The organism is Sphingobacterium tabacisoli, from assembly GCF_017908035.1.
Lineage (GTDB): Bacteria > Bacteroidota > Bacteroidia > Sphingobacteriales > Sphingobacteriaceae > Sphingobacterium > Sphingobacterium tabacisoli.
Map to the genome: position 1 here is coordinate 1,372,394 of NZ_JAEQMU010000001.1, position 14,437 is coordinate 1,386,830.

Below are 14,437 nucleotides of genomic sequence, written 5' to 3' on the forward strand. Positions count from 1 at the left end.
AACAGTGTATTACAGGTCAACCGGATAATACACTGTTCCCAAATTTTTTAATTCCTGCAAATCCACTGCTTCCTCAAAAATGCCAAACACAGCAGATCCCGATCCGGACATAGCGGCATATAGCGCACCTTTTTCATACAGTACGTGTTTGATTTTCTCAATTTTGGGGTACCGTTCAAAAACACCGATTTCAAAATCATTCACCAGGTGATATTTCCATTCCTGTATAGGCAGTTGAATGGCCCTTTTCAGGTCTAAGACCGGCGTCTGCGGCATCACACATTGATAAGCTTCTACCGTAGAAATATGAATATCAGGTTTTATAACAGCGATAAAATACGGAGATAGATCTACCGTCACATCTTCGAATGTCGTCCCTATTCCAGAAGCAAACACCGGTTTATTTTCTAGAAAGAAGGCACAATCTGCACCCAATCGCTCTGCATAAGGTTTAAGCTGTTCCATAGAAAGCCCTAGCTCATTAGCCTCATTCAACATCTTTAGGACATACGCAGCATCTGAAGACCCTCCTCCCAATCCCGCACCTATCGGAATATTTTTTAAAAGGTGGATAGTCATAGGAGCAATCCCATAGTCAGCATCCAATAGCTCAAATGCCTTTTCACAGAGATTAGTTCCTCCTCCCGGGATAGACAAACCATCCGATTTGAAGGTCATTTTTTCCGCTGGTGTCAGCTCGATCACGTCATACAGCTTCACTGGATAGAACACCGTTTCTATATTATGGTAGCCATCCTGCCGCTTTTCAGTGACCAAAAGACCTAGATTGATTTTAGCGTTTGCAAATGAAATCATAGCTAAACTTATTGCGAAGAAGCCTTCTTCGGTCTATTGAAATTACCTTTTTTATTAAAAGGCTTCCGCTTTCTCTTGTTATTGCTCTTTAACCGAGGTTCGTAGGCCGGTCCTGGTTCAAATCCTTCAGGCAATGTCTCTTTGCGGATTTCGTACTCAACCAACTTTTCGATAAGAGAGAACTTTCCTTGATCTTTGACATTTATAAAAGTAATCGCTGTTCCCGTAGTTGCCGCACGTGCTGTACGCCCTACCCTATGTACATAATCCTCCGGATCTGGTGGCACATCATAATTGACCACCAAACTAATTCCCACAATATCGATCCCTCGTGAAATCACATCCGTACCGATCAACACATTTATCTTTTTGGCCCTAAATCGGCTCATAATATCTTCCCGTTCGGATTGGTTCAGGTCCGAATGGAACCCTTCTACAGCCAGACCACTTTTATTCAGATCCCGGGCCAATGTTTTGACGATTTCCTTTTTAGAGGCAAATACAATCGCAGTGCTATACTTCGGATCTCTAAGAATATGCTGTAGCAGCGCATTCTTATGTTCATCATAGACGAGGTAAGCATGCTGATCTATCCCTTCAGAAGGCTTGGATATTGCGATGTTTATTTCTTTCGGATTGTTTAAGATTTTCTTTGCCAGTCCCCTGATTTTGGTCGGCATGGTAGCAGAGAACAACAACGTCTGTCTTTTTTGCGGCAGGTAGCTGATGATACGGATAATATCGTCGTAAAAACCCATATCCAACATCGTATCTGCTTCATCGAGAATAAGATGTTTTAGATGCGTAAAATCAAACTTACCCGAACTCATATGACTGATCAGACGACCAGGTGTCGCTACAATAATATTAGCTCCTTCGCGGATAGCTCTTTTTTGCTGCTCATAGCCCATACCGTCTCCTCCACCGTATACAGCTATAGAAGTCGTACCTGTAAAATACCCCAGTCCCATAACCTGCTGGTCGATCTGCAGGGCCAGTTCCCGTGTCGGCACCAGTATAATGGTATCGACTCGTTCTCTTGGCTCCAGCCCATTCTTATGTAAAATAGGGAGCAAATATGCCGCAGTCTTACCTGTACCTGTCTGCGCACAAGCTATTACATCTTCATTATCCAATATAACCGGTATGGTCTGTTCTTGTATGGGTGTCGCTTCTACAAAGCCCATGGTATCGAGCCCTTCTTCCAACGTAGGGATGAAGCCAAATTCGTCAAATCTCAATGTATTGAAATATCTATATTATAAAATTAATCGAAGTTACTAATTTTTAGGCAATAATCCCGCGCTCTTTACCGACCAAAATTCCAGATTTACCGACTCGCTCTACGGGCTAACCTATTTACGCTGTGCCAGATTCATCATTCATACTACCTTTGGACTATACAAACAATAAAAACAAAAAGATATGGCTACTAAAACAACATTTGATTTCAATAATGAGAACATAACAAGCGGTGTTCAGAACATTTTCAAAGCAGTACAGGACAGCAAACTTACTGTATCCTCCAGCGAAGGTAAACAATGGTTAAGTATTCCACTGATATTTGGATTGCTCATCGGTATAATCTTTCCTTTCGTAGCTGTTATAATCGTTGCACTAGTCTTACTTCGTGTGATTAAAGTAACTGTCGAACGTGAGATCCAGGATAGCATCAATGGCCAAAAGGCAATAGATTCTAAGTAAAAACGGAACGACCTGCAATCTTGAATGCTTGCTATAGTTTATCGAAAAGAAATAAAATTTCGTTAATTATGTGTTAAGATCAATGTTGAGATGAACCGAATGGCACCTTACTTGTCCTATGCGTGTGACATCAGTTTTATAACACACAACTTAATTACACACATATGAAAACGACAATTAAAATCTTAAGCCTATTGTTCATTGCAGTATTTACTTTAGCATCATGCAGCAAAGATGACGATCCAGCGGACAATGACCTATTTATTGGGAAGTACGAAGGTACGGTTTCCTTTAAAAGCACAAAAGACGGAGACACCGATGTTCCATCAACAAATGGTTCGGTAACGGTCACCAAGATTGGTGACACGTACTCATTTAACTTTTCAAATGGCATTCCGAGCATCAAAGATATCACCATGAAAAAGGGAGATAACAACACCATTATGTTCAGCGATAATGGCATCGGTACCATTACAGTAACAGCTTCCAACCTATCCGTTGCCTTTACAAAAGATGGCAGAGGTTGGCTAGCGGATTGCAAACGTTAAGTCGTATCAAAAAAAATACAAAAAAAACTTTACTTAGTGTAATAAATACACTATATTTGTATCATCATAATTTAGGTTTATAATTGGTTATTAAAGGTTTTCATTCTCCCCGTTTGAAAACCTTTATTTCAAACTTCAGACCGACTGATACACAAAGTAGAATTAGATTTTTCAAAATTATACATGTTTAATAAGTAGTCTTCTATGCGTTGGAAAACTACAAAAAAGAGGAAAGCGATGTAAATCACCTTCCTCTTTTTAATAATTACTTCCTTAACCCAATTATTTTCTCCGCGTCAGCGCCCGATTGTATTCATAGTTCATCCGTGCGATGTTCAGAACCGATATACCTTGCGGGCACTCCACCTCACATGCTTCGGTATTCGAACAGTGTCCAAATTCCTCTGCATCCATCTGCTCCACCATCCGGATCACCCTTTCCTGCCTTTCCTCTTTACCTTGAGGGAGCAGTACCAGATGGTTTATTTTTGCCGACGTAAACAAGGCGGCACTACTATTCTTACAAGTCGCCACACAGGCACCACAACCTATACAAGCGGCCGCATCGAATGCTTCTTCAGTAACCTGATGACTAACCGGCAATGCATGCGCATCAGGAGCCTGTCCAGTATTCGTAGATACAAATCCTCCACTTGAAATAATCCGATCAAATGCCGAACGATCCACCCGTAAGTCTCTTTTTATAGGGAAAGCCTGTGACCTAAAAGGTTCTATAAAAATAGTTTCATTGTCTGTAAAAGACCGTAAGTGCAACTGGCAGGTAGTCGTATTCTGGAGCGGTCCATGCGCAATACCATTTATCATCATTCCACATTGTCCACATATTCCCTCGCGGCAATCATGGTCAAATTCGACAGGTTCATCCCCCGTCAGTATCAAGCGTTCATTCAGGGTATCCAACATTTCTAAGAATGACATGTGTGGATTTAGATCCTCTAGCACATAATCAACCAATTTACCTTGTGATTCCCGGTCTTTCTGACGCCAAATTTTAAGATTTAACTTCATATATAATTCCTTTCTGAGCCGTCTGTTGCCAGATCGGTCTGATTTTTAATGTTACTTATAACTGCGCACAATAGGCTTTAATACTTCGAATGTAAGTTCCTCCTTATGCAGGACCGGATCAGCGTCCGCCCCCGCCCACTCCCAAGCGGAGATAAACTGAAACTCAGCATCATTCCGCATGGCTTCACCTTCTGCAGTTTGATATTCTTCCCGGAAATGCGCACCGCAGGACTCATTTCTGCTCAATGCATCAAAACACATCAACTCACCAATCTCTAAATAATCAGATACGCGCCCTGCCTTTTCCAATTCACTGTTCATCGTAATGGAGTCCCCAGGTATCTTAACATTTTTATAAAAATCCTCACGAAGTTTTCTGATTTCCACAATAGCCCCTTTCAAGCCTGCCTCATTACGTGCCAGGCCACAATAGTCATATAGAATCTTCCCTAATGTCTTATGATAATAGTCCACCGTCTTATTTCCTGCAATAGCCAATAGCTTCCTGAGGTTTGCTTCTACGGCTTCCTGTGCCTTATCAAACGCTGGATGCTGATCATCGATCTTTCCGGTATGTATATCCCCCGACAGGTAATTCGCTACCGTATAAGGCGCTATAAAATACCCATCTACCGAGGCCTGCAACAAGGAGTTGGCTCCCAATCTATTGGCACCATGATCTGCAAAATTAGCCTCTCCCAAAGCAAACAGTCCAGGTACCGTAGTCATTAACTCATAGTCTACCCACAGTCCCCCCATAGAGAAGTGCGCAGAGGGTGAAATCATCATCGGCTCTTCGTAAGCATCAAATCCCGTAATCTTACGGTACATATCAAACAGGTTCCCGTACTTTTCCTCAATCTTAGCGCGTCCCTGCTCCTTGATGGCTTTCGCAAAATCAAGATACACCGCATTCTTCAGTGGCCCGATTCCAAAACCAGCATCAATCCGTTCTTTAGCAGCCCTAGAAGATATATCCCTGGGCGCCAGGTTTCCAAATGCAGGATACCTTCTTTCCAAGTAATAATCCCGTTCATTTTCGGGAATATCATTTGGCTTTCTTGTTTCACCCGTATTCAACGGCACCCATATCCGTCCATCATTACGGAGCGATTCGGACATGAGCGTCAGCTTCGACTGATAGTCTCCTGACTGTGGCAGGGAAGTCGGGTGGATCTGTATCCAGCTTGGGCTAGCCATCAAGGCCCCTTTCTTGTGTGCACGCCAGATCGCAGAACCATTACAGCCCATTGCCAATGTCGACAGGTAATAGATCTTCCCATACCCGCCCGTAGCTAAAATAACCGCATGACCGGCATGCCTTTCCAAAACTCCGGTATCGAGGTTACGCACGATGATCCCCCTCGCTTTTCCATCTACCAATACCAGATCCAGCATCTCATGCCGCGAATACAGCTTTACAGCTCCTTTTCCAACCTGTCGCATCAATGCCTGATAAGCGCCTAGAAGCAACTGTTGTCCTGTCTGCCCGCGTGCATAGAAAGTTCTGCTCACCTGTACCCCACCAAAAGAGCGGTTATTTAGGTAGCCACCGTATTCCCGACTAAAAGGAACCCCTTGCGCCACCGCCTGGTCGATGAGATTCAGCGAACATTCCGCCATACGGTATACATTTGCCTCACGGGCCCTAAAATCCCCTCCTTTCAAGGTATCTACAAACATTCGGTACACACTATCGCCATCATTCTTGTAGTTTTTGGCTGCATTCACTCCTCCCTGCGCGGCGACAGAGTGCGCCCGCCTTGGGCTATCCTGAAAACAAAAAGCCTTCACCTGGTACCCCATCTCGGCCAGCGAAGCCGCAATCGAGCTCCCTGCCAGTCCTGTACCGACTACAATAACTTCCAATTTCTTACGGTTTGCTGGATTGACCAACTTAGCCGTTTTCTTAAAATTCTCCCATTTTTGCTCCAACGAGCCTTCAGGGATTTTAGCATCTAAGTTCATTCTATTCAATCTTAAGTTTAACCCGTAGTGATAAATATATAAATAGGCATCATGGCAAATCCTGCACAGACTAGGATCGCATATACCGCACCTGCAACCTTTATCCAGCGTACATATTTAGGATGAAATACCCCCAGGGTACGTAGCGCACTATGCACCCCATGAATGAGATGATAGCACAGTGCCACCATGGACAATACATAAATAACCACATACCACCATTCCTGAAATGTAGTCACAACCAACTGGTAGAGGTCCTTATTTCCATTGCTATCTACCGGTAGTGTCCCAAATTTGTATACGTACCAAAAATTCTGAAAATGAATGACCAAAAAGATCAGTATCAGCGTACCGAGCACGCCCATATTACGGCTATACCACTTACTGGCGCGCCCCCTTTGGTCTTTTTGATAGGGCTTAGCAGCCTTTTTGTTTTTTGAGGTAATAATCAAGGCATCTATCACATGGACGATAATACTGAGATAAAGCACATACGAAACCATCTTTATCAATCCGTTGCCTGATAGAAAATGAGAATACCAGTTAAATTGTAGGCGGGCTTCTTCTACCGGCAGGAACAACTGTAGATTTCCTAATAAATGTATAATTAGAAAGAACCCCAGAAAAAGTCCAGTCAGACATAAAAGCATTTTACGAGATAATGTTGTCAACATCGCAATACATATTTTAATAATAACCAATTACTTTCATCCACAATCCACCCACGGCCATATAGATCACCAGCAGCAGAATACCGATTTCCAGTCCCCTTAGCCACCAGGCTTTCAGCTCGACATAGCCGCTACCAAAATACACCGGTGCAGGCCCATGTCCATAATGGGTCAGCACGCCATAGATCGAGCCCATGAACCCCAGCATCATCGCCAGCAGCATTCCTGGTATACCTAAAGATATCCCCACACTCAGTAGGGCCGCATACATAGCCGCCACATGAGCTGTAGCACTAGCAAAAATATAATGGCTGAAAAAGTAGACCAATACGATCACCGGAAAAGCTACCATCCAGCTGAGCCCGCCGATCTGCACTTTGACCAAGTCGCTAAACCAGCCTATAAAACCGAGCTCATTGAGCGAGCTGGCCATCATCACCAGTACAGCAAACCATACGATCGTATCCCAAGCCCCTTTCTCCGCCTTCACATCTTCCCAGGTCAGAACCGACGTCAACAACAACAACGTCAATCCGATAAATGCCGTAGTCGTCGCATCGATGGAAAGTGCTCCGCCAAAAATCCATAGCGCCAATAACACAAAAAATGCAAGCAACATCAGCCATTCGTTGACTTTTATCGGTCCCATTTCTTTCAACTTTTCACTCGCCATCTTAGGCGCATCACCAGTTTTCTTCAATTCGGGAGGGTATATTTTATACATCACCAACGGTACGATAAAAAATGCCGCAAGACCAGGGATGAAACCAGCCGCCGCCCAGGACATCCAGGTGATATCAACCCCCAGATTGGCAGCAAACTTTTGGCACATCGGATTACTGGCTGTACCCGTCAGGAACATCGACGAGGTAATCAAGTTCATGTAATAACTATTGAGTGTCAAAAAAGAACCTAGCTTACGGTGCGTCTTCGGATCATCGGGTACAGACCCAAAACTCATCGCCATGGACTTCATGATTGGATATATAATCCCTCCTCCCCGTGCTGTATTGCTCGGTATCGCCGGTGCTAAACACATATCTGCCAAGCCCAATCCATACGCTAGTCCGAGCGAACTTTTACCAAATACCTTAATAAAAAGGAAAGCGATCCGGTTTCCGAGTCCCGTCTTAATAAAACCACGGGCAATAAAAAAGGAAATACCGATCAGCCAGATTACCTTATCGCCAAAACCACTCAATGCCTTTACAATAGAAGCACCTGGGTTGCCCGGAGCAAGTACCTGTGTCAATGCCGTAAAACCGATGGCCATCATACACATTGTCCCCATAGGGGCTGCCTTGAGGATGATTCCCAGAATTGTAGAGGCAAATATGGCAAACAGATGCCAGGCCTCAGGTGTCACCCCTTCAGGTGCGGGGATAAACCAAAGCGCCAGCGCAATTAAAAAGGTAATCCCTACTCTCTTGATGTTTATTTCTTTCATATGTAAATAATTATTTCATGAGCTCGCAAGCTCGGTTTGTCTTTTATCTGTCATATGGAATATCCAAACTATATTCATTCCTGTTTGTGCAGTTGCTGCTACATGGATATTTCATATATAAATAATTTATTTCTCTTTCATTAAAGCCTACTCTGAACCTGTACAATAAACAAGTTGCCGTTATAAGTAGTCGTATTGGCTACCTGATGCTTATAGCGGTCCATCTGCATTCCGATCTGTATACGGGCACCGTAATCTTTCAAAAACTCTAATCCCAGCATCGGAGTCAGCGTCTGCCGCGGATTAGAATCCCTGCTAAAGCTTCTATCCAGGTACTCATAACGGCAGGAAGCCTCTATGGATCCTAAGTTTTTATGTCTGATCTGATAACGCAAATTGGGTAAGAAGTAGACACCCCGTACGAGATAACTATTGATATCACTTGCCCGATCTTCCTCGGGAATAGTTTTGTACAGCGCATGATTAGTCGCTTGCTTACCTTCCAGCTGTAGGTCTAGATTCCATTTGGCCGAAAAAGGAATATTGCCAACAACATCCGCCCCCCAGGCATATACATTCTTTTTAATGACCTCTCCGACACCACCGTTCACCCCGATATTCACCCCATATTTTTTCGAGAGTCCAAAAACTAAACGCGTCATGTATTGCTTCCCGTTATCGCTGTCAGAGACCTGGTTCTTTCCATTTCCATTGACTACCGAGACTGCATATTGAAAGGGCATCTTTCCCAGATGCAGGGTCCCTCCGATTGAAGCTCCTATCTGAAAGCTGGTCCAACCTAGCTTACCAAATTCGCTGTATTGGTTCGACCAATCCAATGACTTAATAATGTCTGCCGGAATTGTTTCTTCAATACCAAACCAAGGCCTGAACTGTCCCACAGTTATCGCCGCTTTAGGACTAAACGTGTATTTCAGATAGGCATTTTCCAATACACGTGTCTTCGGATCATTTTTAAAATCGGCAAGATTTACCAGTGCCACGACCTCCGTACGTTGGCTTATTTTAGCCTGCACCTGCGCGCGCATATACTTCAGCGCAAAAGAATTACTAGTTCCAGAACGGTCCTCGTGATGCTGCCCTCCCACATCTACATCCTCATTAGTGCTCACCACATAACGAGCCTGAAACAATCCTTTAAACTTGAATGTCGGGTAATTTTCAAATTTTTTGCCCCAAGTGCTATCCGGTACCTGCGCATAGACAGATGCAGGCCCCAGCAAGGCGATCAAGGAATAAAAAACAAGGTAAAGACATGTTCTTTTCATAGGCTAATACACAGTTACAGTTTTTCATATAGTAGTTGGTTATAGTAGATACATGAATTGTCATCAAATTGTTTTAAAAAAATATTAATTATAAAAAAACCGTTACGGAAAGTAACGGTTGACAAGCTGAAACATCTTATATGGACTGTATTATCTACCAAAGGCAAATGCCTCCTGTAGGGGATGCACCTTCCCCTTTAGCCAAAAAGAAAGCATTTCCATGCCCACCACAGAGAAAGTAATGCCATTACCTCCAAATCCCAGCACGAAGTAAGCATTTTTAAAGTCTTGATGGGGTCCAATATACGGAAGCCCATCTTTTGTCTCGCCAAACGTACCTGTCCATGAAAAGTCAGTATAAAATGTCCTTTTAGGAAATAAGCGTTCAAAACTATTGCTGAGTTTACGCGCCTTACGTGCCAATAGGGCGTCCCTCCTTTTTGGGTTGCTAAATTTTTCGTCACCGCCTCCTATCAATACCCGCCCATCGTCCGTACAACGCATATAGATATAGGGTGCATCTGTATTCCAGACCAGTAGATTTCTGATCGGTTTACAGGCATCTGCATCGACTTCTGAGACAATGGCATACGTACTCAATAAGTTCACGAACTTTTCCTTGATCATGCTTTTACTTTCGTACCCCACACAATACACCACTTTCTGCGCCTGAATCTTTGCTCCGGTACCTACCGTACAGAGACTATTCTCTTTACGGTGCCTCACCTTTTTGAGTTCCGTCCGGTCAAAGACCCGCAATCCCCGCTTATGGTTATAAGCCAATAATTCATGCAATAGACAGAAAGCATCTACGCTAGCCCCTTGTTGAGACAGAATACCTCCGTACGTCTTTTCTAATCCAAAACGCTGGGATAAATCCTCCTTCGAAATCCATTCTACATCAAAGCCACCCGCTGCACGTGCTTCCAGCTCCTTCTTCAAACCGGCAACGTCTTTTCGCTTTGCTGCAAAATACAGTGACTCCTTCCGTACAAAACCAGCCTTTGAAGCGATTTCCTGGCTAATATCTTCCAATTGGTCAATAGCCTCTGAACAGGCTATATAACTTGACAAGGCCTTTTCCGCACCGATGAGCTCACACAGCTTATAAAGTGGCACGTCAATTTCATACTGCAACATAGAGGTTGTCGCAGACGAACTGCCGTAGCCAATCTCCCGCTTATCGATTAGAACAGTATCATAGCCATCAGCAATACATTGATGTGCAATCAACGCCCCTGTTATCCCTCCTCCTACCACGAGAATTTCACATTCTATATCCTCCTTCAGGGAAGGATAAGAATCCAGCAAACCATTTTTTACAAGCCAAAAAGGCTCCGGTGATTTCAAGTCCATAAGTTTTACCTAATCAAAGCCTACGTCATTTTTAAAAAACACAAAATAGATAATGGCCAATATTACTACTGCAATAGCAATCGCCCACATAATTCCCTTTCCTGCTGGCTTATCATCCGGTTCATTCTTTACCACCTCTGGTACCTGTCCCTCATATTCTTCTTTATCGTTCGTTTCCATGGTCTTAAGTTTTTGTGTAAAATGAACAGCTCAATTCCTATTTAGTTTTTACCACCTCATGAACTTACGCAAACTTCTCCCTAAGCAGCAGTTAATACGGTGCCTCCCACCGAACTTTTACCTGATCTCCCGTAACTAATACCCCTATTCGAGTCATCCCTCAACTATATGCTCCTATAGCTGTCCTCTATGCAAACAAAAAAATAACGATATGGAAAACTTACATCAAGACACAGCAGACCTTTTAAATCAACTAATAGAAATAAACAACGATCGTATCGAAGGCTATGAAAAAGCAATTTCTCTATTGCCCGAAGAGGGCAACTATGGCTTACAGGATGTTTTTGAAAAATACCGCGATCAGTCTATTCAGTTTAAAAATGAACTAAAGCCTTTGGTTATCCGCGAGGGTGACATGCCCACAGAAGAGACCCGTACCAGCGGTAAACTATTCAGAACATGGATGGAAATTAAATCTGCAGTAGCTCCTTATACAGTAAAAGCAATCCTCAAGAGCTGCGAGCGTGGGGAGGATGAATTCAAAAAAGTCTATAAAGAAGGGATGACAAAGCACGCGCAAACCTCGTCTGCCATTCTTTCGATTATCCAGAGCCAGGCAAACTTACAGCTCGAAGCACATGACCACATCAAAGAATTGCGGGACAACATTGATCTATAATGGATTCCTAAAGATCAAGTAAGGATATATTACCACTTTATATAAATGGTCGTATATCCTTACTCTACCAACCTATTTACGACCGCGTATTTAATCAAAGAAGCCGAATTCTTAACTCCCGTTTTTTCGATCAGGTTCTGACGATGTCCTTCGACCGTTCGTTTACTCAAGAATAATTTATCCGCTATTTCCACATTGGTATATCCATCACTGATCAGCTGCAACACCTCCACTTCACGCTCACTGAGTTCAATTCCATCTGCTCCTCCCTCCTCACGCTCGTCCCCCCCAAATGCCGGAGGTTGCGCAATAACACGTTCTAACAAGAGCATCGCAAGCTCCTCACAGAGATAACGGCCTCCGTTACCGATATGTGCTATCGCAAAGAGTAACTCATCGTAACTCACATTCTTTACGAGATAGCCTTTAGCACCTTTCTCAAATGCCTGTGCGACATTCTGCGTATTATTCAACATCGACAATACAATAATTTTTATATCTGGGTATTGCTCCACCAGTTTTTCAGTCAGTTGCAGCCCATCCATACCCGGCATATTGATATCTGTAATAATAACATCCGGGACCACTCCTTCCGCCAAATAAGCAATTGCCTCTTTACCATTATTAGCTTCGGCAATCACCTCCATATTCTCTTGTGTATCCAATAATAACTTTATTCCATTGCGGACCACCAGATGGTCCTCTACCAAAATTATCTTAATCATACTGTTAGTTATACATCGTTATTAATACCTGACTGCTTTCCGAAACACGATTTACCTCCAGAGTACCGTCATATAGACCGATCCTATTGTGCACATTGTGCAATACAGACTCGGGATAGTGCTGAAAGCTCTCCTCTCCAACTCCCCTAGATTCACTTAAGTTAATATTTATTTTGTTCCCTTTTACGGTTATTGTTAGGGAAGCCTCGTAAGGGCGGGCATTCAACTTCCAGCTTTGCAATAATGCCTGCACCACACGGTAGCAGCAAAACTGAAACTCAGGTGACTTGTCGACTATACGTGCGTCTATTTTATAGCGCAGATCGTAACCCAATCGTTTTACACCAAACACCATATCTTCCATCGCGGGCAAAAAGCCTACGTGTACAAACACATTCGGCAGCAGATCATTAGAAAGCGTTGTAATCTTTCTAATCGTATCATTCAATCTTTTCTTCAACACGGATATTTCATCTTCATAACCGTTTGAAATTATAAAATTCTGCAGACTCACTCGTAGCGCATAAAGTTCCTGTGCCACATCATCGCGTAGTGTCAGTCCGATCTGCGCCAGCTCGGCTTCATACATATCAAAAAAAGAACGGTACAAGGTATCGAATTTATCCGTCGTCAATGTTGCAAAACTATCTTCTTCATCCAAAAAAACAATGCCATAGCCCCAACTTTGCTCGTCCAATTTTTCCTTCTTACCATATACACTGATCCATTTTGTACTTCCTTTGCTCTTGCGCAACTGTATATAAGATAGTACCGTAAGATATTCGAAGTTGGTATGCGCAAAAAAATGCTGCAAACGCATCTTCTCTTTTCCGGCAAAAAGATCAAAAAAGCCCTTTCCTAAAACATCCTTTTTATCGACATACCCCATTCGCTCCAAGACCTGGCCATTGGCGTCGGTTATTTCAAAGGCATTGTTCAACAGCATTCTGCCCTGAGCCCCGTGTGGAAATACCTCTTTCATAACGAAAACTTCGTTCGGCCGATGGTTTATCATCAGCTTTGACCGTTCAAAGAGTTCCTGTTCCTTTTGTTTTCTGTGTATCTCCATCCACTCGAAAGATTAATACCTTCTCCAATACCTAGCATAGCAACGGAGTAATATGGTGGAGAAGCAAAAACCAAACCCATTCTCCCCTATTAAATACCTGTTATTAATTTATTTTTTTGCGGTTTATACGTGCTGTAGAATATTTTTACCTGATATCAAACGCAAAAACACCCCTTTTCAAATTCAGGCTAGCATGCACATAACGGCAATTATTCCTACCCAGAGTACAAACAAAGAAACTAACACCATGAAATACAGTAACATACAAACAAAAAGATAGATATACCTAATCTACCGTATTTCTCCCTTAAGGCTTTAGCAAGCGCGAGTGGCGGCCGTTTATGCCAATAATCCTGCACCATATTTGATGTATTCCAATAAACAAACATACTACTTACAACTTAGAAAATATCGATATGAGAACAGCACAATTAAACTTGACGATTTTAGAAAACAGCCCTATTCTAAATAGTATAGCGCAGAAGTTCACGAACGATCCTTATGAAAAAGAAGAGTTGGTCCAGGAGACATTCATCCGTTCTCTCAATTATCTGGAGAAGTTTGTTCACAACCCCAAATTGGTTGCTTGGCTTTATACCATAATGAAAAACATATACATCAATAAATACCGTAGACAGGTCAAGTACCGGACTATCGAATCGGAGCTTCAACATACCACACATTTTGAGAAGACGTCTTGGAACAGCGGTGAATCCAAATTTGTAATGGAAGATATACAAGAAGCACTCTCCAAACTCCCAGCCTCCAACTACAAAGCCTTCACCATGTTTGTAGAAGGTTACAAATACAATGAAATTGCCGAACACCTACAAGTTCCTGAAGGGACCGTAAAAACAAGAATACATCTGGCCCGCAAATTATTAAAGGAAAACCTGAGCGGATATGTATCTTAATACGGGTAGAAAGTACTATAAAATGCCCTTCTATAATTCTAT

15 protein-coding genes are annotated in these 14,437 nt (G+C 42.8%); 4 read left to right on the forward strand and 11 right to left on the reverse strand.

Annotated features, from left to right (window positions below):
- Nucleotides 1–9 precede the first annotated feature (9 nt).
- Both ispE and JKG64_RS05730 read right to left on the reverse strand, forming a co-directional pair.
- Complete coding sequence (ispE, locus tag JKG64_RS05725) at nucleotides 10–816, reverse strand: 4-(cytidine 5'-diphospho)-2-C-methyl-D-erythritol kinase (RefSeq protein ID WP_210353366.1); 807 nt, start codon at nucleotides 814–816, stop codon at nucleotides 10–12.
- Nucleotides 817–824: 8 nt separating this feature from the next.
- A complete protein-coding gene (locus tag JKG64_RS05730) occupies nucleotides 825–2,057 on the reverse strand; it encodes a DEAD/DEAH box helicase (protein ID WP_210353367.1) in 1,233 nt (410 codons plus the stop codon).
- Nucleotides 2,058–2,241: 184 nt separating this feature from the next.
- Here JKG64_RS05730 and JKG64_RS05735 point away from each other — a divergent pair, with 184 nt between their 5' ends.
- Nucleotides 2,242–2,520, forward strand: a complete 279-nt coding sequence (locus JKG64_RS05735; RefSeq protein ID WP_210353368.1) for a DUF4342 domain-containing protein — start codon at nucleotides 2,242–2,244, stop codon at nucleotides 2,518–2,520.
- Nucleotides 2,521–2,684: 164 nt separating this feature from the next.
- On the forward strand, nucleotides 2,685–3,068 hold the full coding sequence (locus tag JKG64_RS05740) for a hypothetical protein (protein WP_202102689.1): 384 nt from the start codon (nucleotides 2,685–2,687) through the stop codon (nucleotides 3,066–3,068).
- A 282-nt stretch (nucleotides 3,069–3,350) separates the two neighbouring features.
- Here JKG64_RS05740 and JKG64_RS05745 read toward each other — a convergent pair whose 3' ends face one another.
- The 7 genes from JKG64_RS05745 to JKG64_RS05775 all read right to left on the reverse strand — a co-directional run bounded on the left by JKG64_RS05745 (nucleotide 3,351) and on the right by JKG64_RS05775 (nucleotide 11,008).
- Nucleotides 3,351–4,097, reverse strand: a complete 747-nt coding sequence (locus JKG64_RS05745) for a succinate dehydrogenase/fumarate reductase iron-sulfur subunit (RefSeq protein ID WP_210353369.1) — start codon at nucleotides 4,095–4,097, stop codon at nucleotides 3,351–3,353.
- Between the two features lie 51 nt (nucleotides 4,098–4,148).
- Entirely contained in the window at nucleotides 4,149–6,065 is a 1,917-nt protein-coding gene (locus JKG64_RS05750) for a fumarate reductase/succinate dehydrogenase flavoprotein subunit (protein WP_210353370.1), read from the reverse strand.
- Between the two features lie 17 nt (nucleotides 6,066–6,082).
- Nucleotides 6,083–6,739 carry a succinate dehydrogenase cytochrome b subunit gene (locus JKG64_RS05755; protein ID WP_202102692.1) on the reverse strand — a complete coding sequence of 219 codons (657 nt, stop codon included), beginning with the start codon at nucleotides 6,737–6,739 and terminating at the stop codon, nucleotides 6,083–6,085.
- 13 nt (nucleotides 6,740–6,752) lie between these two features.
- The gene (locus JKG64_RS05760) at nucleotides 6,753–8,183 is read right to left on the reverse strand and encodes an anion permease (protein WP_021072000.1); all 1,431 of its coding nucleotides are present in this window, start codon (nucleotides 8,181–8,183) and stop codon (nucleotides 6,753–6,755) included.
- A gap of 140 nt (nucleotides 8,184–8,323) precedes the next feature.
- On the reverse strand, nucleotides 8,324–9,472 hold the full coding sequence (locus JKG64_RS05765) for a porin (RefSeq protein ID WP_210353371.1): 1,149 nt from the start codon (nucleotides 9,470–9,472) through the stop codon (nucleotides 8,324–8,326).
- Between the two features lie 150 nt (nucleotides 9,473–9,622).
- Nucleotides 9,623–10,828, reverse strand: coding sequence for an NAD(P)/FAD-dependent oxidoreductase (locus JKG64_RS05770; protein ID WP_210353372.1), 1,206 nt, complete (start codon nucleotides 10,826–10,828; stop codon nucleotides 9,623–9,625).
- Nucleotides 10,829–10,837: 9 nt separating this feature from the next.
- Nucleotides 10,838–11,008, reverse strand: a complete 171-nt coding sequence (locus JKG64_RS05775) for a hypothetical protein (RefSeq protein ID WP_202102695.1) — start codon at nucleotides 11,006–11,008, stop codon at nucleotides 10,838–10,840.
- Nucleotides 11,009–11,219: 211 nt separating this feature from the next.
- Between JKG64_RS05775 and JKG64_RS05780 the strand changes: the two genes are divergently transcribed.
- Entirely contained in the window at nucleotides 11,220–11,687 is a 468-nt protein-coding gene (locus JKG64_RS05780; RefSeq protein WP_210353373.1) for a PA2169 family four-helix-bundle protein, read from the forward strand.
- Nucleotides 11,688–11,746: 59 nt separating this feature from the next.
- Here JKG64_RS05780 and JKG64_RS05785 read toward each other — a convergent pair whose 3' ends face one another.
- Entirely contained in the window at nucleotides 11,747–12,412 is a 666-nt protein-coding gene (locus tag JKG64_RS05785; RefSeq protein ID WP_210353374.1) for a response regulator transcription factor, read from the reverse strand.
- A 4-nt stretch (nucleotides 12,413–12,416) separates the two neighbouring features.
- Complete coding sequence (locus JKG64_RS05790) at nucleotides 12,417–13,481, reverse strand: hypothetical protein (RefSeq protein WP_210353375.1); 1,065 nt, start codon at nucleotides 13,479–13,481, stop codon at nucleotides 12,417–12,419.
- Between the two features lie 416 nt (nucleotides 13,482–13,897).
- On the opposite strand from JKG64_RS05790, the gene JKG64_RS05795 reads away from it, so the two are divergent.
- Nucleotides 13,898–14,395: an RNA polymerase sigma factor gene (locus JKG64_RS05795; protein ID WP_210353376.1), complete on the forward strand. Its 498-nt coding sequence runs from the start codon at nucleotides 13,898–13,900 to the stop codon at nucleotides 14,393–14,395.
- The last annotated feature ends 42 nt before the right edge of the window (nucleotides 14,396–14,437 follow it).